The 24,798-nt window shown below is 62.5% G+C and carries 22 protein-coding genes; 14 read left to right on the forward strand and 8 right to left on the reverse strand.

What is annotated here, in order from left to right; genetic code table 11:
* Positions 1–709: AAA family ATPase (locus K675_RS32070; RefSeq protein ID WP_157383907.1), on the reverse strand; the 709-nt coding region annotated here is incomplete at its 3' end.
* Positions 710–1,328: 619 nt separating this feature from the next.
* Between K675_RS32070 and K675_RS0105140 the strand changes: the two genes are divergently transcribed.
* The 3 genes from K675_RS0105140 to K675_RS34055 all read left to right on the forward strand — a co-directional run bounded on the left by K675_RS0105140 (position 1,329) and on the right by K675_RS34055 (position 2,450).
* Positions 1,329–1,640, forward strand: a complete 312-nt coding sequence (locus K675_RS0105140) for a type II toxin-antitoxin system HigB family toxin (RefSeq protein WP_017902439.1) — start codon at positions 1,329–1,331, stop codon at positions 1,638–1,640.
* Between the two features lies 1 nt (position 1,641).
* Positions 1,642–2,055: a helix-turn-helix domain-containing protein gene (locus K675_RS0105145; RefSeq protein ID WP_017902440.1), complete on the forward strand. Its 414-nt coding sequence runs from the start codon at positions 1,642–1,644 to the stop codon at positions 2,053–2,055.
* A gap of 251 nt (positions 2,056–2,306) precedes the next feature.
* Positions 2,307–2,450, forward strand: coding sequence for a hypothetical protein (locus tag K675_RS34055; protein ID WP_420066324.1), 144 nt, complete (start codon positions 2,307–2,309; stop codon positions 2,448–2,450).
* Between the two features lie 19 nt (positions 2,451–2,469).
* Here the strand turns inward: K675_RS34055 and treR are convergent, their stop codons facing one another.
* Positions 2,470–3,174, reverse strand: a complete 705-nt coding sequence (treR, locus tag K675_RS0105155; protein ID WP_017902442.1) for a trehalose operon repressor — start codon at positions 3,172–3,174, stop codon at positions 2,470–2,472.
* Between the two features lie 224 nt (positions 3,175–3,398).
* Between treR and treP the strand changes: the two genes are divergently transcribed.
* The 7 genes from treP (at position 3,399) to tadA (ending at position 12,927) form a co-directional block, all read left to right on the forward strand.
* Complete coding sequence (treP, locus tag K675_RS0105160) at positions 3,399–4,841, forward strand: PTS system trehalose-specific EIIBC component (protein ID WP_017902443.1); 1,443 nt, start codon at positions 3,399–3,401, stop codon at positions 4,839–4,841.
* 31 nt (positions 4,842–4,872) lie between these two features.
* Positions 4,873–6,522, forward strand: a complete 1,650-nt coding sequence (gene treC, locus K675_RS0105165) for an alpha,alpha-phosphotrehalase (RefSeq protein ID WP_017902444.1) — start codon at positions 4,873–4,875, stop codon at positions 6,520–6,522.
* 111 nt (positions 6,523–6,633) lie between these two features.
* A complete protein-coding gene (locus K675_RS0105170; RefSeq protein WP_026144946.1) occupies positions 6,634–7,854 on the forward strand; it encodes a maltoporin in 1,221 nt (406 codons plus the stop codon).
* Between the two features lie 62 nt (positions 7,855–7,916).
* Positions 7,917–10,457: a phosphoenolpyruvate--protein phosphotransferase gene (gene ptsP / locus K675_RS0105175; RefSeq protein WP_017902446.1), complete on the forward strand. Its 2,541-nt coding sequence runs from the start codon at positions 7,917–7,919 to the stop codon at positions 10,455–10,457.
* Between the two features lie 2 nt (positions 10,458–10,459).
* Positions 10,460–10,792 carry a PTS transporter subunit EIIB gene (locus K675_RS0105180; RefSeq protein ID WP_017902447.1) on the forward strand — a complete coding sequence of 111 codons (333 nt, stop codon included), beginning with the start codon at positions 10,460–10,462 and terminating at the stop codon, positions 10,790–10,792.
* Between the two features lie 267 nt (positions 10,793–11,059).
* Positions 11,060–12,436 carry a multicopper oxidase family protein gene (locus tag K675_RS0105185; protein ID WP_017902448.1) on the forward strand — a complete coding sequence of 459 codons (1,377 nt, stop codon included), beginning with the start codon at positions 11,060–11,062 and terminating at the stop codon, positions 12,434–12,436.
* On the forward strand, positions 12,436–12,927 hold the full coding sequence (gene tadA, locus K675_RS0105190; RefSeq protein WP_017902449.1) for a tRNA adenosine(34) deaminase TadA: 492 nt from the start codon (positions 12,436–12,438) through the stop codon (positions 12,925–12,927). The genes K675_RS0105185 and tadA overlap by 1 nt, the downstream gene beginning before the upstream one ends.
* 203 nt (positions 12,928–13,130) lie before the next feature.
* Here tadA and cmoB read toward each other — a convergent pair whose 3' ends face one another.
* The 5 genes from cmoB to lon form a co-directional block, all read right to left on the reverse strand.
* Positions 13,131–14,087 (reverse strand): tRNA 5-methoxyuridine(34)/uridine 5-oxyacetic acid(34) synthase CmoB, encoded by a 957-nt coding sequence (gene cmoB, locus K675_RS0105195; RefSeq protein WP_017902450.1) that lies wholly within the window; start codon positions 14,085–14,087, stop codon positions 13,131–13,133.
* Positions 14,084–14,827, reverse strand: coding sequence for a carboxy-S-adenosyl-L-methionine synthase CmoA (gene cmoA, locus K675_RS0105200; protein WP_017902451.1), 744 nt, complete (start codon positions 14,825–14,827; stop codon positions 14,084–14,086). The genes cmoB and cmoA overlap by 4 nt, the downstream gene beginning before the upstream one ends.
* Positions 14,828–14,928: 101 nt before the next feature.
* Positions 14,929–15,585 (reverse strand): lysoplasmalogenase, encoded by a 657-nt coding sequence (locus K675_RS0105205; RefSeq protein WP_017902452.1) that lies wholly within the window; start codon positions 15,583–15,585, stop codon positions 14,929–14,931.
* Position 15,586: 1 nt separating this feature from the next.
* A complete protein-coding gene (locus K675_RS0105210; RefSeq protein ID WP_026144947.1) occupies positions 15,587–15,979 on the reverse strand; it encodes a protease inhibitor I42 family protein in 393 nt (130 codons plus the stop codon).
* A 245-nt stretch (positions 15,980–16,224) separates the two neighbouring features.
* Positions 16,225–18,660 (reverse strand): endopeptidase La, encoded by a 2,436-nt coding sequence (gene lon / locus K675_RS0105215; RefSeq protein WP_017902454.1) that lies wholly within the window; start codon positions 18,658–18,660, stop codon positions 16,225–16,227.
* A 298-nt stretch (positions 18,661–18,958) separates the two neighbouring features.
* Here lon and K675_RS0105220 point away from each other — a divergent pair, with 298 nt between their 5' ends.
* The 4 genes from K675_RS0105220 to K675_RS0105235 are packed head-to-tail and all read left to right on the forward strand — an operon-like array spanning position 18,959 to position 23,283.
* Complete coding sequence (locus K675_RS0105220; protein WP_051070736.1) at positions 18,959–19,648, forward strand: methylamine utilization protein; 690 nt, start codon at positions 18,959–18,961, stop codon at positions 19,646–19,648.
* On the forward strand, positions 19,632–21,989 hold the full coding sequence (locus K675_RS0105225; protein ID WP_017902456.1) for a putative bifunctional diguanylate cyclase/phosphodiesterase: 2,358 nt from the start codon (positions 19,632–19,634) through the stop codon (positions 21,987–21,989). Before K675_RS0105220 ends, K675_RS0105225 begins: the two co-directional genes overlap by 17 nt.
* 5 nt (positions 21,990–21,994) lie before the next feature.
* Positions 21,995–22,861, forward strand: a complete 867-nt coding sequence (locus tag K675_RS0105230; RefSeq protein WP_017902457.1) for a DUF3034 family protein — start codon at positions 21,995–21,997, stop codon at positions 22,859–22,861.
* A complete protein-coding gene (locus K675_RS0105235) occupies positions 22,861–23,283 on the forward strand; it encodes a group I truncated hemoglobin (RefSeq protein ID WP_017902458.1) in 423 nt (140 codons plus the stop codon). The genes K675_RS0105230 and K675_RS0105235 overlap by 1 nt, the downstream gene beginning before the upstream one ends.
* 72 nt (positions 23,284–23,355) lie before the next feature.
* On the opposite strand, the gene K675_RS33320 is transcribed toward K675_RS0105235, so the two are convergent.
* Complete coding sequence (locus tag K675_RS33320) at positions 23,356–24,624, reverse strand: Ig-like domain-containing protein (RefSeq protein WP_017902459.1); 1,269 nt, start codon at positions 24,622–24,624, stop codon at positions 23,356–23,358.
* Positions 24,625–24,798 lie beyond the last annotated feature (174 nt).

The raw sequence follows: 24,798 nt of genomic DNA on the forward strand, positions 1-24,798 counted from the left end.
CAAATGAAGGGTTAAGTGGGTCAGTTTTAAGTCGGCGTTGACACACGAACTCATTGAACTGATCCATGCCAAAAAGAGTGGCAATCAGTTCAGCTCGCTGGGCATTGGGGCGTGCAGCGATTCTGGAAAATGCGTCGATCCGGTTCTTTTCTACGAAGCAAAAACGATAGGTGTCGGCATTGGCAACAACATCTACTTCTCGTCCTTGTAGATCAGTCGCTTTCAGTATTGGTACGTCAAATCGCCCATCATGGACATTGGAGAGATAAGTGCGGGCTGCAATACGCTTGCTTCCCGCCTCTTCGACATCGCCCAAAAGGGCGTACTCCAGTCCTTCGCACAGACTGGTTTTGCCGCTACCGTTAGGGCCGTAGAAGAGGATGATTTGCTTGGTGAGGTCAAACGGCTCGGGTGCTCGAAAGCCTCGAAATGGACCGAGTGTTAGATGTCGAAGTTTCGCCCAAGGCCATGTGCCGTGATCAGCCTGAGCAGCTGCGATCGGAGCAACATCTGCGGTACGCTCGAGTTCTCGACGAATCAGTTCAACTAGATAGATGGATCGCTGACTTCGTTGGCGCGAGGTCCCAGCTAATTCATCAAAATTTGCCAATACCAAGGCGGCTAGGCAACGGACATCAGAAGGGATATGTTTCTCAGGTTGATAAAGCCATCCCACAAAACGCTCAAAATCCTGTCTAGCCGATGCCATATCCTCTCCATTTGGTGGCGATCTTTTGCGTCTAGCTTACCGTAATGTCACCTTGATGGCGTCTTCATTTGCTACGTATGAAATTCGAGCATCAGTCAGAATCTGAGGGTAGAGGTTACGGTTCCTCGAGCCGTGCGATGCGAGGCACCGACTGTACGTACAAGCCCGTTGATTGAAACGCTGCACTCCCATCGGGGATGCCGACCACCAGGAATTGATTTAGGTTCGGAAATGGTATTTGTCATGGCATCGTTTTCTTGATCTTGGGAGGTATGCTTATTTAATTGGCCTTTAGGGGTTTATTGATAATAGAGTGGGAATGATCCCCGCCTGATATAGGCGAAAAGCGTTAAAGCAATGGCGGTCGATGCCTCGGTATCGACCGCCATTGTCGTTTCTGGCTATAGGAAAGTTCGCTGCTCCTAACCGTCGCAATATCCTGAAAACACACTGGCCTTCTTGCGTTTTCTATCTCTGTACACTCAAGAAACTCTAGCGCGGAGCACCCGACCATGGTGATCAAGAGCGGACTGCGTTTCATGCAGAAAGCTGGACTGGCTAATCGCGGTTGACAAAATGTCAACTTTTTATCATTCTATATCCGTGGGCATGAAACGACATGCACGTCATATCCAGAAAGCCGTTCAGCGATGCAGCAAGAGCCTATCCAAACGATGTTGAAGCTATCGACCGCACCTATCGGGTCTTGCGATCTGGCGAATTCGATACACCGCAGGCGCTAAGGAAGGTTTTTCCATCACTGGACAACTTCAAGTACAAGGATAAGTGGTGGGTACTCGACATTGGTGGCAACAATCTTCGCCTGATTGCCTTCATCGAGTTTCGTGACAACCGCCTGTACGTCAAGCACATCGTGACTCATGCCGAGTACGACAAGCTTTGCAAACGTTACCGGAAGGAGGCTGATTGATATGGGGTTTGCCGCCATCAAGGAAAAAGCCTATGCCTTGTTCAGCGAGGCGGGCTTCATCAGCCACATAGCCAATGATGACGACTATGCCAAGGCGCTAGCGTTGATGGATGATCTGGTTGAGGACTATGAGGTCAACCGTCCGCTGATCGAAATCCTGGCTCGCTCCATTGAGAGTTGGGAAAACGAGTCTGAGGAGTTTGTGGCGTTCAACGCACGGGTGGCAAAGTTGGGAGGCGTTGACGTGCTTCGGTTGCTGATGGAGCAACATGGACTGGGCGTGGCCGACCTGCCGGAAATCGGCAGCAAATCGCTGGTGTCCAAGATTCTCAATGGCCGTGGCCGCAACTTGACCCGCGACCACATTGCGGCATTGAGTAAGCGGTTTGCGGTTAGTCCTGCACTTTTCTTTTGATCGCTCCACTTTTCCATCCATACCGGCAGCTTTAAGTGCGTTAAGCGTTGCTCATCTCCCGGTTGACCTGCCGAGAGACTTCGATTGGCATCTGGCTTGATGATGTCATTGAAGTGGTGCCGGACCTGGTCGGGCTTACCGATATTGCCGGTGTTTCCCGGCAGAATATTCGCAAACTCATGCTCAATCACTCGAATAGCTTTCCGTTGGCGGTCCACCAGGGCAGTCCATCGGTCTGACATCTGGCGCCGGTGCTGGAATGGCTGGATGGGCGGGGTTATGAGTTGCAGCCCCGATTGCTCGAGACCGCGCAGGCGGCCCGGCAGGTGAACCTCACCAAGGCCGTCGGCAAGCTCGGTGCGGTAAACCCCGAGTTGCTGGCGCTGGTGCTGTGAGTTGTCGGCTGGCAGCGCCTCAGCGCCGCGCCACATCCGAAAAGTAGAACTTGTCCAGGGTATGCCGTGATTCGGTGTACTCGAACTGCCGGCCGTCCTGCAGGAAGGTCTGGTTCTTCACCACGATCACGTGGCTGGCGCCGTCGAGGTCCAGGTGCTGCTGGTCGTCCTTGCCACAGCGTACCGCTTCGATGGTGCGCTGGGCGAAGCTGATGTTCAGTTGCAGGGTCTGCTCGATGTAGGCGTAGATCGAGTGCTCGGCGATATCCCGGGTCAGGCCGGGGATCAGGTCGGCGAGGAAGTGGTTGATGTCGAGAATGATCCGCTTGCCGTCGATCCGGCGCACTCGCTTGATACGGATCACCGGGCTGCCCGGCTCGCCCTGCAGGCGTTCCTGCAGGAAGCCTTCCAGCGGGACTTCGCTGAACTCCACGACTTCCGTACCGATGTTGTTGCCCAGGCTCGAATGGGCTTCCTGAAAGGTGACGATGCCACCGAGCTGGAATTCGATCGGGCTGCGTGACAGCACGAAGGTGCCCTTGCCGTGGATCTTCTGGGCGAATCCTCGTTCCTGCAACTGCTCGATGGCCTTGCGTACGGTGCCGCGGCTGGCCTGGTAGCTGTCCATCAGCTCGGTTTCCGAAGGCAGCCGGGCGCCTTTTTCCAATTGCTCGGTGGTGATACTGGCAAGCAGATCGCTATAGATCTGGTTGTATTTGCTCATGGTGTTCGCTCTGGATCGGAGATCGCCCGCTGACAGCGTAGCGGACGGGGTGTCCCAAGGAATGGAACCTTAAGGGCAGGTCGGGGCTTTGTCCATTTGTCGGGTATTTTGGCAATAAACGCTCAACTCGTCTGTACGAGTTGTTGCTTTAACTCGTACAGACGAGTAGCGTCTGTTCATGTGCTGCGACAACCACCAATAACAATCAGCGCGGAAGAACGATCATGAGTCACGACTATCCGAATATAGCCCGCCAGTTGCTGAGCAGCCTCGGCGGTGCCGACAACCTCGAGCAGGCTGCCCACTGCGTCACCCGTCTGCGGCTGGCGCTCAAGGACCCGAACAAGGTCGATAGGACCGCGTTGTCCGCGATCGACCTGGTCAAGGGGTCGTTCTTTACTGGTGGGCTGTTCCAGATCGTCATCGGTCCCGGCGAGGTGGAGCGTGTCTACGCCGCGCTGCGCGAGGCCACCGGCCTTGCGGCATCGACCATCGCCGACGTCAAGAAGGCCGGGGCCGACAAGAGCAACGCCATGCAGCGCCTGGTGCGGGTGTTCTCCGATGTGTTCATGCCGATCCTGCCGGCGCTGATCATTGCCGGCCTGCTGATGGGGATTAACAACCTCATGGGCGCCAAGGGCATGTTCGTCGACGGCAAGACGTTGCTCGAGGCCTACCCGTCGCTGGATGGGCTGTGGAGCCTGATCAACCTGATGGCCAATACCTCCTTCGTGTTCCTGCCGGCCCTGGTCGGCTGGTCGGCGGCCAAGCGTTTCGGTGGCAGTGAAATTCTCGGTATCGTCCTCGGCCTGATGCTGGTCCATCCCGACCTGCTCAACGCCTGGAACTACGGCAAGGCCGTGGCCGGCCTCGACGGCCAGAGCCTGCCGTATTTCGACATCTTCGGCTGGTTCCGGATCGAGAAGGTCGGCTACCAGGGGCAGATCCTGCCGATTCTGCTGGCGGCCTATGTCATGAGCGTGATCGAGAAATGGCTGCGTGCGCGGGTGCCAAACGCAATTCAGTTGCTCGTGGTGCCGATCACCACCATCGTTATCACCGGTGTCCTGGCCCTGGCGATCATCGGCCCGGTGACCCGTCACCTGGGGATCCTGATCACCGAGGGCATGGTCTGGCTGTTCGATGTGGCCCCGGCCGTCGGTGGCGCGGTGTTCGGCCTGCTGTATGCGCCGCTGGTGATCACCGGCATGCACCACATGTTCCTCGCGGTGGACCTGCAACTGATCTCCGGCCACGGCGGTACCTTCATCTGGCCGATGATCGTGATGTCCAACCTGGCACAGGGCAGCGCGGCACTCGCGGTGTTCTACATGAGCCGCAACGCCCGGGACCGCAGCATGGCCTCGACCTCGGCGATCTCCGCCTACTTCGGCATAACCGAGCCGGCGATGTTCGGCGTCAACCTGCGCTACAAGTTCCCGTTCTACGCCGCGCTGGTCGGCTCGGCGATCGCCAGCGTATTCCTGTCGTCGAACAAGGTGCTGGCTTCGGCCATCGGCGTTGGCGGCCTGCCGGGATTCATCTCGATCACTCCGCATTCGATCCCGGTGTTCATCGCCGGCATGGCCATTGCGATGCTCGTGCCCTTTGCCCTGACCTGTGCGCTGAGCCTGAAGATCGTGCGCCCCGGCTATCGCGTCGCCTGATATCGACTCCACCGACTACAAGGGAATCTTCATGCAAGACTGGCAACGCTCGGTGATCTATCAGATCTATCCGAAGAGCTTCCACAGCCATGCCGGCCTGCCCACTGGCGATCTGCTGGGGGTGGTCGACAAGCTCGACTACCTGAAATGGCTGGGCGTCGACTATCTGTGGCTGACGCCGTTCCTGCGCTCGCCGCAGCGCGACAACGGCTATGACATCAGCGATTACTACGCCATCGACCCGATCTATGGCTCCATGGCCGATTGCGAGCTGCTGATTGCCGAGGCCGGCAAGCGCGGGATCCGTCTGATGCTCGACATCGTGGTCAACCATACGTCCACCGAACACGTCTGGTTCCAACAGGCCCGTAGCAGCCTCGACAACCCGTACCGCGACTTCTACATCTGGCGCGACCAACCGAACAGCTGGCATTCGAAGTTCGGTGGCAACGCCTGGGAGTACGAGGCACAGACCGGCCAGTACTACCTGCACCTGTTCGATCACACCCAGGCCGACCTGAACTGGGACAACCCCCGGGTGCGTGAGGAGGTGTTCCGGATGATGCGCTTCTGGCGCGACAAGGGCGTTGGCGGCTTCCGCCTGGACGTGATCAACCTGATCTCCAAGCCGAAGGATTTTCCCGAGGATGCCTCCGATGGCCGGCGTTTCTACACCGACGGTCCGAACGTGCACCAGTACCTGCAGGAAATGCACCGAGAGGTGTTCGCCGGCCATGACCTGGTCAGTGTCGGCGAGATGTCCTCCACCAGCCTGGAACATTGCATTCGCTATTCGCGGCCGGAGTCCCGGGAACTGTCGATGACCTTCAACTTCCATCACTTGAAGGTCGACTACCCGAACATGGAAAAGTGGGTGCGGGCCGACTTCGACTTCCTAGAACTCAAGCGCATCCTCTCCGACTGGCAGCTTGGCATGCAGGCCGGTGGTGGTTGGAACGCGTTGTTCTGGTGCAACCACGACCAGCCGCGGGTGGTATCGCGCTTTGGTGATGACGGTGAACACCGTACGGTCTCGGCGAAGATGCTCGCCACCGCGCTGCACTTTCTCCAGGGCACGCCCTACATCTACCAGGGAGAGGAGCTGGGCATGACCAACCCGGGGTTCGAGCGCATCGACCAGTACCGTGATGTCGAGACCCTGAACATCTACCGCATCCAGCGCGAGGCCGGCCATTCGCAGGAGCAGAGCATGGCGGCGATCATGCAGAAGTCCCGCGACAACGGACGTACGCCCATGCAGTGGACGGCCGGTCCGAATGCCGGATTCAGCTCGGCGCAGCCCTGGATCGACCTGCCTGAGAATGCCTCCTGGATCAATGTCGAACAGCAGCTCGAAGACCCGGACTCGGTATTGCATCACTACCGTCGGCTGGTGGAGTTGCGCCGCAGCGAAGCACTGATGGTCGAAGGCAGCTATCGCCAACTGCTGCCCGAACATCCACAGGTCTGGGCCTATGTGCGTGAAGGCCAGGGGGAGCGTCTGCTGGTGGTGAGCAACTTCTACGCCGACAGTTGCGAGGTCGTTCTACCCCAAGGGGTGTTTGAGCAGGGACAGCAGCAACGTCTGTTGATCAGTAACTACTCGGATTGCCCGGTCAGAAATCAGGAACTTTTCCTGCGTCCCTATGAGTCATTTGTTCTTTGCCTTTCAGAAAAATAGGAAAAGTCGTTCATCAAATGCAGTACTCACCGGATCGTGTCCCGGGAGGCTGCGCCTGAAAATCGAACACTGAACTCAACAATAAAAACAATGAGAACAGCGGAGTGGTTCATGAAGACAATCAGTAGAGGTCTGTTGGTTTCCTGTGTCTGCCTGGGGCTGCCGTTTCCGGCCGAGGCCCTGGAGTTCGCCGGGTACCTGCGCAGCGGCATCGGTGGCTCGACCAGCGGCGGCAAGCAGAGCTGTTTCCAACTGCCGGGGGCACCGTCCAAATATCGTCTGGGCAACGAGTGCGAACAGTACGCCGAGCTGGAGCTGCGCCAGGACCTGGCGACCCTTGACGACGGTTCGGTGCTGAGCGTCGATGCCATGGCCTCGCTGTACAACCGCTATGGCCGCAACCTCAGTTTCGACGGCGAGAACGGGGCTGCGCGCATGCCGCAGATGTATGCCCAGTGGTCCAACATGCCCTCGCTCAACGGTGGTTCGCTGTGGGCCGGGCGTCGCTACTACAAACGTAACGATATCCACATTTCCGACTTCTACTACTGGAACCAGAGCGCCACCGGCGGCGGTATCGAGGACGTCAAGATCGGCGACCTCAAGTACAGCTACGCCTTCTCGCGCAAGGACAACCTGTACCAGAAGGACTACATCAACCGGCATGACTTCAACGTCGCCGGCTTCAAGGTCAACCCCGACGGCGAACTGGAGTTCGGTGTCAGCTACATCGATGCTCCGCGCCGCAGCGATACCCACCAGGGCTGGGCGATCACCGCGCAGCACGTGCAGCAGAACTTCCTCGGCGGCAAGAACAAGTTCGCCCTGCAATACGGCGAGGGGCCGGGTACCGGCCTGGGCTACACCGGCGATCCGCGCCTGGATACCAGCAGCAAGAGCTACCGGGCCGTGGAATTCTTCGACTGGCAGGTGACTCCACGCTTCGGCGGCCAGTTCGAGGCGGTGTATCAGAAGGACATTCGCCCCGACGGCCAGGATCAGAACTGGATCTCCCTGGGCGTGCGTCCGGCCTACGCGCTCACCGAGCATTTCAAGCTGGTGACCGAGCTGGGACATGACCAGATCGAGGCGCCGGGCGGTACCCGCAAGCTCAGCAAGTTCACCTTCGCCCCGACCTGGTCGCCGAAGGGGCCGGATTTCTGGGCGCGTCCCGAAGTTCGTCTCTACTACACCTACGCCAGTTGGAACGCGGCGGCACAACGTGCGGCCAACGAGCTGGCGGCCGGCTCCGCGCTGTCCGACAGCGGTGCCTTCGGCAATGCGCTGCACGGCTCCAACTTCGGCGTACAGGTCGAGTACTGGTGGAAGTAGCTCCATGCCGGAGGGCCGCGGCCCTCCGGCGCGTCACGGAACAACAATCAGAAGGTGATTTCATGAGCGCAATTGCTTCCCTGGAACTGCTGGCTCCGCTGTCCGGGGTACTGCTGCCACTGGAGCGGGTGCCCGATCCGGTATTTTCCGGTCGCCTGATCGGCGATGGTGTCTGTATCGATCCGACCTCCGGCGTGCTCTGCGCCCCCCTGTCCGGGGTGGTCAGCAATATCCAGGATAGCGGGCACGCCATCAGCATCACCGATGAGGACGGCGTGCAGGTGCTGATGCATATCGGCCTGGATACCGTGAACCTGGCAGGCAAGGGTTTCACCGCGCGGGTCGTCGAGGGCGAGCGGGTAGAGGCAGGCCAGACGCTGATCGAGTTCGACGCCGACTACCTGGCGCTGCATGCCCGTAGCCTGTTGACGCTAGTGCTGGTGGTCAGCGGCGAACCCTTCAGCGTGCTGGCGGACACCGTGGTCGACAGCGGTCAGCCATTGTTGCGCCTGGGCCTGCGGGCACCGCCGAATGGCGTGACGCAGCCTGAGCTTGAGGAGCAGGAGGGCGAGGCGCTGTTTTCCAGGCCACTGACCCTGCCCAATGCCAACGGCCTGCATGCCCGTCCGGCAGCGGTCCTGGCCCAGGCGGCGAAAGGCTTCTCCGCCAGCGTCCAGTTGCACAAGCGCCAGAGCAGCGCCAATGCCAAGTCACTGGTGGCGATCATGGGCTTGCAGACGGCTCGGGGCGATGTGCTGCAACTCAGCGCCATCGGCGAGGATGCCCAGGCGGCCGTCGACAGCCTGAGTGCGCTGATTGCCGATGGCTGTGGTGAAACGGATGCAGCCCAGGGGCCGCAGGAAACCTTCGAGGCCCCTGAACAATCCGGTATGACCCTGTTGCGCGGCGTGTGCGCCTCGCCGGGTTCGGCCTTGGGGCGGGTGGTGCAACTGTCCGAACAGGTCCTGAATATCCACGAGGTCGGAACTGGCGAGGAACAGGAGCGTGCGCTGCTGGAGGCTGCCCTGGTCCGGGCCACCGGGGAGTTGCGGGCCTTGCGGGAGAGTGCGCTCGGTAGTGCCCAGGCCGAGATTTTCCGCGCCCACCAGGAACTGCTGGAAGACCCCGATCTGCTGGAGCAGGCGCAGTCGCTGCTGGCCCGGGGCAAGAGTGCGGCCTATGCCTGGCGTACGGCCACCGAGGACACGGCGGCCCTGTTCAGGCGCCTCGGTAGCGAGTTGCTCGCCGAGCGCGCAGTGGACCTGACGGATGTCGGCCAGCGGGTGCTCAAGCTGATCCTCGGCGTCGAGGAGACCGCGACGCAACTGCCGGACGAGGCGATTCTGATCGCCGACCAGCTCACACCGTCGCAGACCGCCAGTCTGGATACCCGGCGGGTCATGGGGTTCGCCACGGTCGGTGGCGGCGCCACCAGCCATGTCGCGATCCTCGCCCGAGCCCTTGGCCTGCCGGCGTTGTGTGGCCTGCCGGCGCAGGTGCTGGAGGTCGCCAACGGCACCCCGGTGCTGCTCGATGCCGACCTCGGGCGGTTGCACCTCGAACCGGCGGACGCGGATGTCCGGCAATTGCTGGTAAAGCGCGAGCAGCAGCGTGAACGCCGCGAGCGTGACAGCGAGCTCTCCCATCACCCCGCATTGACCCGCGATGGCCAGCTTATCGAGGTGACGGCCAACGTCGCCTCGCTGGAGGAGGTCGAGCAGTCACTGCTCCTGGGGGGGGAAGGGGTCGGCCTGTTGCGTTCGGAGTTCCTCTACCTGGAGCGCGACAGCGCACCGAGCGTCGATGAGCAGGGCGCGACCTATCTGGCGATTGCCCGGGCCCTGGGTCCTGGGCGTAACCTGGTGGTTCGCACGCTCGATGTGGGAGGGGACAAACCGCTGGCCTATGTGCCGATGGCCTGCGAGGCCAACCCGTTTCTCGGTGTTCGCGGCATCCGCCTGTGCCTGCAGCGGCCGGAACTGCTGCGTCAGCAACTGCGGGCGGTCCTCGCCTGCGCCGGGCACACGCGGCTGCATATCCTGCTGCCGATGGTCGCCCGCCTGTCCGAACTGCGTGAAGCCCGGCAACTGCTGGTCGAGGAGGCGCAGGCGCTGGGGGTTGCCGAGCTGCCGAAGCTGGGGATCATGATCGAGGTACCTTCGGCCGCGTTGATGGCCGACCAGTTCGCACCGGAGGTGGACTTTTTCTCCATCGGTACCAACGACCTGACCCAGTACACCCTGGCCATGGACCGGGACCATCCGCAACTGGCGAGCCAGGCCGACAGCCTGCATCCGGCGGTGCTGCGCCTGATCGCCAGCACCGTCAAGGCCGCCCATGCCCATGGCAAGTGGGTCGGCGTGTGTGGTGCGCTGGCTTCCGAGGCGCTGGCGGTACCGGTGCTGCTCGGACTGGGGGTGGACGAGCTGTCGGTCAGCGTGCCGTTGATCCCGTCGATCAAGGCGACGGTACGGGAAGTCAGCCTGGCGGAATGCCAGGTCCTGGCGCAGCGGATTCTTGGGCAGGAAAGCGCCGAGCAGGTGCGCGAGGTCCTGCGTGATCATCAACAGGCGACGGTGGGCGCGCCGGTATTGGAGCACTGAGCATGTTCGAGAAATTCAGGCAGGCCTTCTGGAAGGCGCTGACGCCGGACCTGGTGCCGGAGCAGGCGGTTGCACAGCCCCATGACGGTTCGATACCGGTGCAGACGGCGGCGTCGCTTCTCGCTGAGCCGGTGCTGGCGGCGCTGGGGGGGGAGGCCAACCTCAAGTCCCGCCAGAGTGTGGCGCTGACGCGGTTGCGGGTCGAGTTGCATGATGCCAGCCGGCTGGATCAGGCGGCCCTGCGCAAGGCGGGCGTGCCGGGGGTGATGGCCTTGCGCGGTGGCGTGGTTCATCTGTTGATGGGACTCGATTCCAGGCGTGTGGACAAGGCCTGAGGGCCTGTCCACAAACCATCGAGCGCCGAGACCTGTAGGAGCCGGCTGGCTGGCGATCGCGGTGGCTCAGCCAGAAACATATTGACTGGCAGATCGCTATCGCCCGCCAGCCGGCCCCTACAGGGGGGCATGCGAAGGGGGCCGTGTCATGCGCCGGGCTTGCGGCCCATTGCCACTCCGCCCTTACCGTTTCCCAACTGCGGGTGTATCGTATTCGCCTTTTGCGAGCCGTAGGCTTGCGGCTGATTCGGTGAGGTGGTTGGGGTCATGTCTTTTTCCCGTCGACAAGTACTCGGTGGCCTGGTCGGCCTGGCGGTCGTAGGTGTGGGAGCCGGTGGTGCGTCGCGCTACTGGCTGGGGAAGATGGCTGACGCCGAGGTCGGGCATGACTATGAACTGATCGCCGCGCCGCTGGATGTCGAACTGGTGGCGGGACACAAGACTCCGGCCTGGGCCTTTGGCCCCTCGGCGCCGGGCACCGAGCTGAGGGTACGCCAGGGCGAATGGCTGCGGGTGCGCTTCATCAATCACCTGCCGGTGGCGACCACCATTCATTGGCATGGCATCCGTCTGCCGTTGGAGATGGATGGCGTTCCCTATGTTTCGCAGCTGCCGGTGCTGCCCGGCGAGTACTTCGACTACAAGTTCCGCGTACCCGACGCCGGCAGCTACTGGTATCACCCCCACGTCAGCAGTAGCGAAGAGTTGGGGCGCGGACTGGTCGGGCCGCTGATCATCGAGGAGCGCGAGCCCAGCGGATTCCGCTACGAGCGCACCCTCAGCCTGAAAAGCTGGCATGTCGATGAAGAGGGCGCCTTCCTGCCGTTCAGCATTCCCCGTGAAGCCGCCCGCGGCGGCACGGCGGGACGGCTGTCGACGATCAATGGCGTGTCGCAGGCCGTGGTCGAGCTGCCGGCCGGGCAGATCACTCGGGTGCGCCTGCTCAATCTCGACAATACCCTGACCTATCGCATCAACATCCCCGATGCCGAAGCGCAGATCTATGCGCTGGACGGCAATCCGGTCGAACCGCGGCCTCTGGGCAAGGAGTACTGGCTCGGTCCGGGCATGCGTATCTGTCTGGCGATCAAGGCGCCGCCGGCTGGCGAGGAACTGGCCTTGCGCAACGGGCCGATCCGGCTCGGCACCTTCCGTTCGGTGGCCAACAACGATGCACCGAGTCAATGGCCACCCGCGTTGCCGCCCAACCCGATCGCCGAGCCGGACCTGGCCAATGCCGAGAAGCTCAACTTCAATTTCGAGTGGGTTGGCTCGGTCTCGGTGAACGTCGATAATGGCAAGCCGCCCAGCCTCTGGCAGATCAACGGCAAGGCCTGGGACATCACCGACAAGACCTGCGCCGACCGGCCCATCGCCAAGTTGCAGAAGGGCAAGAGCTACATTTTCGAATTGAAGAACATGACCCAGTACCAGCACCCGATCCACCTGCACGGCATGAGCTTCAAGGTGCTTGCCTCGAACCGCAAGACGATCGTTCCGTACTTCACCGATACCTACCTGCTGGGCAAGAACGAGCGCGCGCGGGTGGCGCTGGTGGCGGATAACCCGGGGGTGTGGATGTTCCATTGCCATGTGATCGATCACATGGAAACCGGCCTGATGGCCGCCATCGAGGTGGCGTGATGCGGCAGATTCGCCCGGCCGCGATCATCGATCGCAGCCGCGATCAGGATTTCATGCGCGAGGCACTGGCGTTGGCCGCCCAGGGCGCGGCGCTGGGCGAGGTGCCGGTCGGTGCGGTACTGGTCCAGGACGCAGAGATCATCGGCCGTGGCTTCAATTGCCCGATCAGCGGCAGCGACCCGAGTGCCCATGCCGAGATGGTCGCCATCCGCGCGGCGGCCCAGGCGGTGAGCAACTACCGGCTGCCGGGCAGCACCCTCTACGTGACGCTGGAGCCGTGCAGCATGTGCGCCGGGCTGATCGTTCATTCGCGGATCGCGCGGGTGGTCTACGGCGCCCTGGAGCCCAAGGCGGGAATCGTGCAGAGCCAGGGGCAGTTCTTCACCCAGGGCTTTCTCAACCACCGGGTGCTGTTCGAGGGCGGTGTGCTCGCCGAGGAATGCGGCACGATCCTCAGCGAGTTCTTCAAGGCCCGCCGCGGCAAGGCCTGAGTCGATCTGTTCAGGCTTTGCACATCCACTGTGGCGAGCGGGCTTGCCCGCGCTCGGCTGCGAGGCAGCCGTAAGCCAGCCAACCCATTCTTCCTTGAGGAATGCCTATCCTGGGTTCAGGGGCGCTGGGCGCCCCAGCGCGGGCAAGCCCGCTCGCCACACAGTGCGGCTCATTACCAGGGCGAGTTCACCATGAATGGAGCCTACTTGCGCGCGACGATCACCGCGCGCATCGGCGCCGGCAGGCCTTCGATGGTCTTGCCGTGGTCGGTCGGGTCGAGGAAGTCGCTCAGCGACTGGTACTTCATCCACTCGGTCGCCCGCTGTTCCTCGACGCTGGTGATGCTGACATCCACGCAGCGCACGTCGCTGAACCCGGCCCGGCGCAGCCAGCGTTCCAGCGCCGGTACCGACGGCAGGAACCAGACGTTGCGCATCTGGGCGTAGCGGTCCTCGGGCACCAGCACCTGGTTCGCGTCACCTTCGATCACCAGGGTCTCCAGCACCAGTTCGCCGCCCTTGACCAGGCAATCCTTCAGCGCCAGCAGGTGCTCGATCGGCGAGCGCCGATGGTAGAACACCCCCATGGAAAACACCGTGTCGAAACCTTCCAGGTTCGCCGGCAGGTCCTCGAACGGGAACGGCAGGTGCCAGGCCGCTTCCTGTGCCAGATAGCGCTGCACCGCCTGGAACTGGCAGAAGAACAGCCAGTTGGGGTCGACGCCGATCACCGTGTCGGCTCCGGCGCCGAGCATGCGCCACATGTAGTAGCCGTTGCCGCAGCCGACATCGAGGATGCGCTTGCCCACAAGGTCCAGGTGCGGGGCGACCCGCGACCATTTCCAGTCCGAACGCCATTCGGTATCGACATGCACGCCGAACAGGTCGAAGGGGCCCTTGCGCCACGGACTCAGGCCCATCAGCGCGCTGCGCATCTGGGCGCGGGTCGCGTCGTCGCAGTCGCTGTCCAGGGTCAGGCCGCCGAGCAGGTCGATCGTCGTCGGTTCCAGCGCTGGCAGGGCGTCGAGCGCACCCTGCCAGCGCTGAAGGTCGCCATGGCCCTTTTCCAGACGGGTATCGAGCCGGGCTTGCAGGCTGTTGGCCCAGTCGGCCAGGGGGGTACGCGCCAGGCGGCGGGCGAGGGGGGACAGATCGATCATGGCAGGGCAATCAACGAGGCAAAGTTAAGGCATTGGAACCAGGGCACGACTTTCGAGAAGCCCGCCGCCAACAGGCGTTCGCGGTGTTCCTCGAGGCTGTCGGGTTTCATCACGTTCTCGATGGCACTGCGTTTCTGGGCAATTTCCAGTTCGCTGTAGCCGTTGGCGCGCTTGAAGGCGATATGCAGGTCGGTGAGCAGCGCATGCTCCTCGGGGTCGTTGAAGCGCAGCTTCTCCGAGAGGATCAGCGCACCGCCGGGCAGTAGCGCCTGGCGGATGCGCCCGAGCAGTTCCAGGCGTTGCTGCGGGGCGATGAACTGCAGGGTGAAGTTCAGCGCCACCACCGAGGCCGGACGGAAGTCCAGGGCGAGGATATCGCCTTCGATCACTTCCACCGGTAACAGCTCCTGGAACATCGAGTCCTGGGCGTTGAGGTATTCGCGGCAGCGCTCGACCATCGCCGTGGAGTTGTCCACCGCGATCACCCGGCAACCGTCGCTGCGCACATGCCGGCGCAATGCCTGGGTCACCGCGCCGAGGGAACTGCCCAGGTCATAGAGCACGCTGCCCGGTTGAGCAAACTGGGCGGCGAGCACGCCGAGGTTCTCGACGATGGTCGGGTAACCGGGAACCGAGCGCTTGATCATGTCCGGGAACACCCGCACCACATCTTCGTTGAAGGCGAAGTCCGGCACCTGGGCCAGGGGCTGGGCGAAAAGGCGATCGGGTTCTTTGCTCACGGCGGTTCCGGCGACAATCGAAAAAGGGTCGGCATTTTAGCCAAGTTGGCGCCGGGATGCGCGGTTTGTCGGATAAAGCGCTTGAGGCCGTGGCGCGGGGTTCAGGCGAAGCCCGACGCCTGTCGGTTGGTCTTTTGCGAGAACGCCGAGGCGGCGATTCCCCATTGGCCGATCCAGTAGGCGATGATGATCAGGTAGGGCGCGGCGGCGAACTTGACCACGAAGCGGTCGATGCCGATCAGGCTGTCGGAGAAGGCGAACACCAGCGCACCGCCGGCGGCCAGTCGCGCCGAACGTTGCGGTACGTCGCTACCCAGCCGTGCGAGTGCCCGCCAGAGCATGCAGCTGATGGCCAGGGCATATACGCTTACCGGCACCAGCAGGTTGCCCAGCCCCTTGGACATCAGCACGCCCAGCAGGGCGGCACCGATGAACAGGGCAACGATCAACGGGCCGGGGGCCAGGCGCCGGCAGTCGCCGAGGTAGGCCTTGAGATAGCACAGGTGGGCGACCAGGAAGGCACCCAGGCCGAATACGAACAGATCGCCCGGCCAGGCCAGCAGGATGTCGCCGAGCAGCGAGAACACCAGGCCCAGGGCCAGCCAGCGGCGATATTCTCCGCCTGGCGCATCATGCAGCCAGCCGAGCAGGGCCAGCACCGGCAGGGGTTTGGTCAGCAGGCAGATCAATGGCGAGTCGATACTCAAACCGTACAGGAACGCAACGGCGCCCATCAGGGCGAGAATCAGCCAAGGCATGTCAATTCACCACGATCGGACAGTCGAAGCTCTGTGCCGGCGGGACTTCCGGCTCCCAGGGCTGCTGATAGGTCAGGCGCAGGCGGCCGGTGCCGGTGGCGAAGGCCTGGAAGCGCCAGGTCGATTGACCGGCGGCACCGATCACGTCGCTGTTCTCCGGGTTGTGGTAGACCTCCGGACCGAGGCTTTTCAGCACGCCGCCGGCGGAGTCCTGGATGGCCCAGCGATAGCCCGTGGTGGGGTTGCTCGGCAGGCTGAGGATCATGTTCTGCCCGTTCTTGAGCTGCATCGGGCAGTCACGCTGGTTTTCCACGGTGACGTTCTGGCGCGGTTGCTGCGCACAGGCAGCGAGTAGCACAAGGCTTAACGGAAGCAACAGACGAGTCGGGGTCATAGTGTCTCCAATCATTACAGCGATGCTGGAGCATAACCCAAGACGCGGCCGATGCGATGGGCTGGATCGATGCTGTCCTGGCGGGTAGCGGCGCATGGGGGGCGCGGAACGTCAAGGGAGGCACTCCCACGCGGCGCGTGGGAACGATCAGGGAGCGCTGAGGCATTGGCATTTTTGCGTGCCCCACGCTCCAGCGTGGGGGCGCTCAGCGACCGCTCCCGTGACGCAATTGGCAGGATGGCCGGTCAGAAAAGCACTTTTGCCACATCGGCAAAACGCTTGGCGAAGTGCACGCTCATGCCTTCCTTGAGGTAGTCCGGCAATTCCTCGAAATGGCCGCGGTTGGCGTCTGGCAGGATCAGCTCATGGATCTTCTGCCGGCGGGCCGCGATCACTTTTTCACGCACGCCGCCGATGGGCAGCACATGCCCGGTCAGGGTCAGCTCGCCGGTCATGGCCACGCCCTTCTTCGGCGGCTGGTTGCGGGCCAGGGACAGCAGGGCACTGGCCATGGTCACCCCGGCACTCGGGCCGTCCTTGGGCGTGGCACCTTCAGGCACGTGCAGGTGGACGAAGGCTTCGTCGAAGAAGCGCGGGTCGCCGCCGAACTGCTTGAGGTGCGAACCGACGTAGCTGTAGGCGATCTCCGCCGACTCTTTCATCACGTCACCCAACTGCCCGGTCAGCTTGAAACCGCGGTTGAGGGTGTGGATGCGCGTGGCTTCGATCGGTAGGGTGGCGCCACCCATGCTGGTCCAGGCCAGCCCGGTGATCACGCCGACGCCGCTGAGCACCTGTTCGTTGCGGAATACCGGCATGCCCAGCGAGGCTTCGAGGTCCTTGGGGCCGATCTTGATGAGACTGTCCGGCGCATCCAGCAGCTTGACCACCGCCTTGCGCACCAGCTTGCCCAACTGCTTTTCCAACTGCCGTACGCCAGATTCGCGGGCATAACCGTCGATCACTGCGCGCAGGGCGCTGTCGCTGATCGACAGGCTGGTTTTTGCCACGCCGGCCTTTTCCAACTGCTTGGGCCACAGGTGACGCTTGGCGATCGCCAGTTTTTCCTCGGTGATGTAGCCCGACAGGCGAATCACTTCCATGCGGTCCAGCAGCGGCCCGGGGATCGAGTCCAGGGTGTTGGCGGTGCAGACGAACAGCACTTTCGACAGGTCCAGGCGCAGGTCCAGATAATGGTCGAGGAAGTCGACGTTCTGCTCGGGGTCGAGGGTTTCCAGCAGCGCCGAAGCCGGGTCGCCCTGGTAGCTCTGGCCCATCTTGTCGATCTCATCGAGCATGATCACCGGGTTCATCACCTCGACGTCCTTCAGTGCCTGCACCAGCTTGCCCGGCTGGGCACCGATGTAGGTGCGCCGATGGCCCTTGATTTCGGCCTCGTCGCGCATGCCGCCGACACTGAAACGGTAGAACGGCCGGCCGAGGGATTCGGCGATGGACTTGCCGACGCTGGTCTTGCCCACGCCCGGCGGGCCCACCAGCAGCACGATCGAACCGCTGATCTCGCCCTTGTAGGCGCCGACGGCGAGGAACTCGAGAATCCGCGCCTTGATGTCATCCAGGCCGGCGTGGTGCTGGTCCAGTACCTTACGCGCATGCTTGAGATCGAGCTTGTCCTCGCCGTACACGCCCCAGGGCACCGCGGTGGCCCATTCCAGGTAGTTGCGGGTGACGGCATATTCCGGCGAACCGGTCTCGAGGATCGCCAGCTTGCCCATTTCCTCGGTGATGCGCTTTTGCGCATGGGCTGGCAGGACCTTGCCTTCCAGGCGCTGCTCGAACTGCTCGATATCGGCGCTGCGGTCGTCCTTGGTCAGGCCCAGCTCCTGCTGGATGACCTTGAGCTGTTCCTTGAGGAAGAACTCGCGCTGATGCTCGCCGATCTTGCGGTTCACCTCGGCGGAGATTTCTTTCTGCAGGCGCGCCACCTCGACTTCCTTGCGCAGCATCGGCAGCACTTTTTCCATGCGCTTGAGCATCGGCACGCAATCGAGCACTTCCTGCAGCTCATTGCCGGTGGCCGAGGTCAGGGCGGCGGCGAAGTCGGTCAGCGGCGACGGATCGTTGGGGCTGAAGCGGTTGAGGTAGTTCTTGAGCTCTTCGCTGTACAGCGGGTTGAGCGGCAGCAGTTCCTTGATCGCATTGATCAGGGCCATGCCGTAGGCCTTCACTTCGTCGGTCGGCTCGCTCGGCTGGTGCGGGTATTCGAGTTCCACCAGGTAGGGTGGACGGTGGTGCTTGAGCCAGGTGCGGATGCGCACGCGGGTCAGGCCCTGGGCAACGAACTGCAGCTTGCCGCTCTCGCGACTGGCGTGGTGGACCTTCACCAGGGTGCCGTACTCCGGCAGGCTCTTGGTGTCGAAGTGGCGGGTGTCTTCGGTCGGGGTGTCGACGAAAAACAGCGCCAGGGAATGGTGTTCGGACTTGCTCACCAGTTCCAGGGTCTCGGCCCAGGGTTCTTCATTGACGATGACCGGCAGGACCTGCGCCGGGAAGAACGGGCGATTGTGGATCGGGATGATGTAGACCGTGTCCGGCAGGTTCTGCCCGGGCAGCGCCAGGCTGGTGCCGGATGATTCGCGGTTGTCCTGGCCGGCGTCGTGACGATCTTCGGCGTTGGCCTGTTGGGTCGGGTTATCGGGGAATTCTTGCTGGTTGCTCATTGGGGCACCTGCACAGTTGAGTATGCAGGTTAGATGGGGCGAGCCGGTGGCGGTTTCAATGGTCCGCTGCTATAGCTTTGGTCAAACCGGCCGATAGCCCGACCATGAACCTGTACATTTTTAATCTTCGTGTAGAGGTTTTAAGGGGCATGAGGCGTTCGTCGGCTTGCTCAAGATAGTGGCAAAATGCCTTATTTCTTGCGTGATCTTCTGCCCGAGCCTCGGTAATCTGCACGTGCTGACTCCCTTTGCGCCAGGGCAGGCCATCTTTCTTAATGAACCAGTGAGTAGTTGCTGTATGGCCCGCCCCATTTCATTGCCTGGATTGTTTCTGTGTGTTGCTGGATTGCTCGCCAGTGGCCCGAGCCATGCCGCCGGCCTGCAGGCCGATCTGGTCGACCAACAGGGCAAGCCGTTGGTGGGGGCGGTGCTGACCCTGCAGGGGGGCGCCGCACCTGGCGCCATCAGCCTGAAGGCCGACATGGATCAGCGTAACAAAGAGTATGTGCCCCACGTGCTGGCGGTGCATACCGGGACCCAGGTCAAGTTTCCCAACAGCGACAATATCCGCCATCAGGTCTATTCCTTTTCGCAACCCAAGCGCTTTGAACTGCGCCTCTACGAGGGCACACCCTCGGATCCGGTGCTGTTCGACAAGCCGGGCGTGGTCGTGCTGGGCTGCAATATCCACGACTGGATGCTCGGCTACATCTACGTCACCGATGATCCCTGGTTCGCGACCAGCAACGACAGCGGCCAGATCGCTTTCGACAAACTGCCCGCCGGCCATTATCGCGTCACGCTCTGGCACCCGCAGGTCGCGGACATGCAGCCGCAGGCGGGCGGCGAAATCGATGTGCCGGCCACGGGGTTGAAGCAACGCTTCAGCCTGACGATTCAACCGCTGTCGTCGGATGCTCCGTCGGCGCCAGCATCGAGTGCCTTCGGTGATGCCTTCAATAAAGCTCTCAGTGAACCTGCGCAGTAGTTTTCAGGCGCGGATCGCCGTTGTACTGACCCTGCTGTTGCTGGTGGTGATCGGTGCCTTGTACTTCAGCGTCAAGGTGGCGACCAACGAAGCGGTACAGCGCCAGGCGCGGGCGCAGCTGGATGTCGGTACGCGGGTTTTCGAGCGTCTGCTGGACGTGCAGAGCCGGCGCCTGGGTGACGGCGTGCAACTGCTGGCGGCGGATTTCGGTTTTCGCGATGCAGTCTCCAGCGGCGATTCGGCGACCATCCGCTCGGTGTTGATCAACCACGGCAAGCGTATCAATGCCAACGACATGATCCTGTTGAGCATGGATGGCACGGTCATGGCCAGCACCCTGGCCGATACGCCCGACGGCGCACCATTCCGTTTCGACCAGGCACTGCGCGAGGCCCGGCGCAACCGGCAATCGGCCCTGATCGTGCCGCTGCAGGGCAAGCCGCACCTGCTGGTCGAGGCGCAGGTGCTGGCGCCGCTGCCGATCGCCCGGGTGGTGATGGGCTTTTCCATGGACAACGCCTTTGCCTCGCAACTGCGTTCGCTGACCAACCTCGAGGTGTCGTTCCTCAGCGTCGATCGGCAGCAGGTCGGTGAACTGGTCAGCACCCAACCGGCCGCACTGGCACCGAGCATCATTCAGTTGATGCTCGAAGCGTCCGCGGGTCATGACACGCAGATGACCGAGCACCTCAGCCAGAACTTCCTCAGCCAGTCGCTGAGACTGGCCAGCAGCCGCGACAACAATGACAGCCAGGTCATCGCCCTGTTGCAGAGCCCACTGGATGTGGCGATGCAGGCTTTCGCGCCGCTGGACGAGAAGATCCTGCTGATCGCGCTGGTCGCCCTGCTGGCTTCGCTGGTCGGCGCCCTGCTGCTGGCGCGTAGCGTCTCGCAGCCGGTGCGTTCGCTGGCCCAGGCCGCCGAGCGCATCGGCAAGGGCGACTACGAGACGCCGGTCAGGTTGCGGCGCAGCGATGAACTGGGCCTGCTTGCCAGGATGTTCAATACCATGCAGGGTGCCATCGCCGAGCGCGAGCAGCAGTTGGCGCACAACGCCTTGCACGACCTGCTCACCGGCCTGCCCAACCGCGCCCTGGCGATGGAGCGGCTGGGCAGCGCGATAGACGCTGGACGCCCGGTGGCGCTGGTTTACCTGGGTATCGACAACCTGCGTACCGTCAACGAGACCGGAGGGCCTGGTGCGGTCGACCAGGTGTTGCAGAGCGTTGGCAAACGCCTGAAATCGGCCCTGCGCGCGGGCGACACGGTGGCCCACCTGATTGCCGGTGAATTTCTCCTGCTGCTGCAGGGCACCGGCAGCGAGGGCGCGGTGGCCGCCGCCGACCAGATCCAGCAACTGCTGCTCAAGCCCCAGCGGATCAACGATCACGATGTGGCGCTGGATTGCCGGATGGGCATCGCGGCGTTCCCGAGCGATGGCGAGGATGCGGAGGCACTGCTGGAGCGTGCCGCCATTGCGATGCAGGATGCCGCGCAGATGCCCGGCCGCCTGCAGGTCTACGAAGAGGGCCGAGACTTGGTCCATCGCCGGCAGATCACCCTGATCCGCGACTTGCGCCATGCCGCCGACAATGGCGAGCTGCTGCTGCACTACCAGCCCAAGCTGGATATCCGCCAGGGCCAGGTGCGCCAGGCCGAAGCCCTGTTGCGCTGGCAGCATCCGCAGTTCGGCATGGTGTCGCCGGCGGAATTCATCACCCTGGCCGAACGTACCGGCAGCATCCAGCTCCTGACCCGCTGGGTGATCGGCGAGGGCATGCGCCAGTTGGCCGAGTGGAACCAGCGTGGCCTGCGTCTGCAACTGTCCCTGAACATCTCCGCCGATGACCTGTTGATGGGCGATCTGCCCGACCGGGTATCGGCGCTGCTCAAGGAGCATCGCCTGCCCGCCGAACAACTGATCTTCGAAATCACCGAAAGTGCGGTGATGCGCGAGCCGGAACTGGCGCTGCAGGTGCTGCTGCGCCTGCGGGCCTGTGGCATCAGCCTGTCGGTGGACGACTTCGGCACCGGCTACTCGTCGCTGGCGCACCTCAAGCGCCTGCCGGTGCAGGAGTTGAAGATCGACCAGTCCTTCGTCCGCAACCTGGACGAAACCAGCGAGGACGCGGTGATCGTGCGTTCGACCATCGAAATGAGCCACAACCTGGGACTCAAGGTGGTCGCCGAAGGCGTGGAGTACGAACACAGCCTACGCTTGCTGGAGCGTTGGCACTGCGATACCGCCCAGGGCTACCTGATCAGTCGTCCGTTGAGCGCGGCGGCGTTCGAGACCTGGGTCGCGCAGCCCCTGAATTCACCCTCTGCCATGGTCCACTGACTGCTATGAAACGACGTTATTCCCTGTTGTGCCTGCTGGGCCTGCTCGGCCTGGGAATCCCTGTCGCCCAGGCTGATAACGGCCGCCTGATCGCCACCGGCGGTGCCAGCAGCCTGGAAGGCGCGGCGGGCGGCGGTATCACGCCGTGGGCGGTGCTGACCGGCTATGGCGAAAAGGGCGAGTGGGGCGCCAGCGCGTTCGCCACCACCGTCAATGTCCCGGACTATCGGCTGGACGTGGTCGGGCTGGCGGCGTCCTATGACAATCGGGTGGAGGTTTCCTTCGCCCGTCAGCGGTTCGATCTGGGGTCGCTGGTGCACAAGCTGAATCTGCCCGAGGATCACTTGGGGCAGGACATCATCGGTCTCAAGGTCCGCCTGTTCGGCGACCTGATCTACGACAGCCTGCCGCAGGTGTCCCTGGGTCTGGAGTACAAGCATCAGACCAACTTCGACATCCCCGAACTGGTCGGTGCCAAGCGTGACGAGGACGTTGAAGGCTACCTGGCCGCCAGCCGGCTGTTCATCGGTGCGGCCTTTGGCTACAACGTGCTGGTCAACGGCGGCGTGCGCTACAGCCGGGCCAACGAGCTGGGGCTGATGGGCTTCGGCGGTGACCGGCGCGATACCCGCAGTGTGCTCAAGGAGGGTTCCGTGGCGGTGCTGTTCAATCCGCGCTGGGCCCTGGGCGTGGAGTATCGCGAGAAGCCGGACAACCTGTCCTTCGCCGGGGAAAGCGATTGGGCCGACGTGTTCATCGGCTACTTCCCCAACAAGCATCTGTCCTTCGTCCTGGCCTACGCCCGGCTGGGAGAAATCGCCACGCTGGATAACCAGAATGGTACCTATCTGTCCGTGCAGGGGAGTTTCTGATGCGGGTTCTGAAACTGTTGCTGGTCGCCGTGCTGCTGGCGGGGTGCGCCCAGCAGCCGCCCAAGGATGACAGCCTCTACCGCGACCTCGGCGAGCGAGCCGGGATCACCCGGATCGTCGAGGGCATGTTGCTGAAGATCGCCCACGACCCGCGGATCTCCGAGCGCTTTCGCAAGATCGACATCGTGCGCCTGCGCAACAAGCTGGTCGAACAGTTCTGCGTCGAGGCCGGTGGGCCCTGTGTCTACACCGGCGATACCATGGCCGAGAGCCACAAGGGCCAGAATGTCAGTCGCAGCGATTTCAACGCCCTGGTCGAGGACCTGATCGCGGCGATGGATGAGCAGGGGATACCGGTGCGGGTACAGAACCGCCTGATCGCGCGGCTGGCGCCGATGCGTGGCGAGGTCATCGAGCTCTGAGCACGGGACATGTCAGGATGAGTTGCACGGCGCACGCTCTGTCGATGACATGCCGCACTGACAGGCTTCGACTCAGTATTCGATCAGAACCAGGCCATCCGCACCGGCCTCCCCTACAACGCCGGGCTGTCCTGTGGTGCTGCTGCTACTGATAATACCACCAAGGCCTCCCTTGCCTCCCTTGCCGGCAGCCTTGCCTGAGGCGGAAAGGGGAGCCTGTGCGTTACCCGCCATACCGCCACTGCCGCCAGACTCGCTGCCGCCGTTGCTGCCTCCGTCTGCGCCACGTCCTCCGCTATAGGTCTGGGCGTCATAGGTCGCCTTGTTGCTGACAGCACCACCCATGCCGCCGATACCAGGACTGTTGGAAGCGACGTTTCCTGCACCTCCACCGCTCGCGGCCGCCCCGCCATCAGCGGACATATATATTTGTCGGCCTTGAATCGAGCATATGGTCACTCCTCCGGCAGATCCGGGACCGCCGTCTGTGCCAGATCCAGCACTGGTATAGGATCCTGCAGCACCTGGCGCACCTCCCGCGCCTCCCTTGCCAACCTGAATGCTGAAGAGGTCGCCTTCCCTGACATCCAGGCTTTGAACCAGCACTGCACCGCCACCACCACCACCGCCACCGGCACCGCGCCCTTTAAGGAGCATGTCAAAGGCCCCGCCGCCACCGCCGCCGCCACCACCGGCGCCGATCAGGGTGATTGTCAGCCAGGCGACTCCCGACGGTACGGTGAAGGAATATGCACCACTTTGGGCAAAGGATTGCACGCGCGCCGAGACATTGATGTAACGATTGTTGGACCAGGCTGAACTCGTGCTCGCCTTCACCACGAGGCCAAATATCCCTTCTGGCAAATCGACGCTGGGCGTCATGGACCAATTGCCCTTTTCGTCGGCGTTCGTTTGTCCCCAGACCGTGGTGCCGACATTCGATTCATACAGCGTAATCGTGGCGAAGTGATCGCTCGTCCCGGTGATCAATGGGTGGCGCGAGACTGTTTCGTTTTCTCCCGGAGTGACGATGAGCAGAGGCTGGTCCACTGATGTCTGCTGGGAGCCGATGGCCTTGACATTGACGTAGCGATTGTTGGACCAACCCGGCCCCGTGCTGTCCTGGACCACAAGGCCGAACTGCCCTTCCGGCAAGGCGGTGCTGGGTAGCATCATCCAATTGCCGTTTTCGTCGGAGGTCGTTTGTCCCCACACGGTGGTGCCGACATACGATTGATAGAGCGTTACGGTGGCGTTGGCCGCGCTCGTCCCGGTGATCATCGGATAGAGTGAGACCGTCTCGTTCTCCGCAGGGGTGACGATGAGGAGGGGCTGGTCCATGGGGAAGTCTCCATTCTGACTTGAAGATAGGCTGAAGAATGGAAACGGCTGAATTCACATACGGCGCTTCAGTGGGTTCTGATACGGCAAAGAGGTTCTGCACGAAAATGATGCTAGGGCTCGCAAGTTCTGGCCGCTACTGTCAGAAATGACAGTGGCGACCAACGGCGGGGC

The organism is Pseudomonas fuscovaginae SE-1, from assembly GCF_000364705.1.
GTDB classification, from domain to species: domain Bacteria; phylum Pseudomonadota; class Gammaproteobacteria; order Pseudomonadales; family Pseudomonadaceae; genus Aquipseudomonas; species Aquipseudomonas fuscovaginae_A.

Coding starts and splice junctions, on each gene's coding strand:
- lon (WP_017902454.1), bottom strand. CDS start 18,660: ATGAGCAACCAGCAAGAATTCCCCGATAACCCGACCCAACAGGCCAAC.
- K675_RS0105185 (WP_017902448.1), top strand. CDS start 11,060: ATGTCTTTTTCCCGTCGACAAGTACTCGGTGGCCTGGTCGGCCTGGCG.
- K675_RS0105220 (WP_051070736.1), top strand. CDS start 18,959: ATGGCCCGCCCCATTTCATTGCCTGGATTGTTTCTGTGTGTTGCTGGA.
- K675_RS0105210 (WP_026144947.1), bottom strand. CDS start 15,979: ATGACCCCGACTCGTCTGTTGCTTCCGTTAAGCCTTGTGCTACTCGCT.
- K675_RS0105145 (WP_017902440.1), top strand. CDS start 1,642: ATGGGGTTTGCCGCCATCAAGGAAAAAGCCTATGCCTTGTTCAGCGAG.
- cmoB (WP_017902450.1), bottom strand. CDS start 14,087: ATGATCGATCTGTCCCCCCTCGCCCGCCGCCTGGCGCGTACCCCCCTG.
- treR (WP_017902442.1), bottom strand. CDS start 3,174: ATGAGCAAATACAACCAGATCTATAGCGATCTGCTTGCCAGTATCACC.
- K675_RS0105230 (WP_017902457.1), top strand. CDS start 21,995: ATGAAACGACGTTATTCCCTGTTGTGCCTGCTGGGCCTGCTCGGCCTG.
- K675_RS0105170 (WP_026144946.1), top strand. CDS start 6,634: ATGAAGACAATCAGTAGAGGTCTGTTGGTTTCCTGTGTCTGCCTGGGG.
- K675_RS0105180 (WP_017902447.1), top strand. CDS start 10,460: ATGTTCGAGAAATTCAGGCAGGCCTTCTGGAAGGCGCTGACGCCGGAC.
- treP (WP_017902443.1), top strand. CDS start 3,399: ATGAGTCACGACTATCCGAATATAGCCCGCCAGTTGCTGAGCAGCCTC.
- K675_RS0105205 (WP_017902452.1), bottom strand. CDS start 15,585: ATGCCTTGGCTGATTCTCGCCCTGATGGGCGCCGTTGCGTTCCTGTAC.
- tadA (WP_017902449.1), top strand. CDS start 12,436: ATGCGGCAGATTCGCCCGGCCGCGATCATCGATCGCAGCCGCGATCAG.
- treC (WP_017902444.1), top strand. CDS start 4,873: ATGCAAGACTGGCAACGCTCGGTGATCTATCAGATCTATCCGAAGAGC.
- K675_RS0105235 (WP_017902458.1), top strand. CDS start 22,861: ATGCGGGTTCTGAAACTGTTGCTGGTCGCCGTGCTGCTGGCGGGGTGC.
- K675_RS33320 (WP_017902459.1), bottom strand. CDS start 24,624: ATGGACCAGCCCCTCCTCATCGTCACCCCTGCGGAGAACGAGACGGTC.
- K675_RS0105140 (WP_017902439.1), top strand. CDS start 1,329: ATGCACGTCATATCCAGAAAGCCGTTCAGCGATGCAGCAAGAGCCTAT.
- ptsP (WP_017902446.1), top strand. CDS start 7,917: ATGAGCGCAATTGCTTCCCTGGAACTGCTGGCTCCGCTGTCCGGGGTA.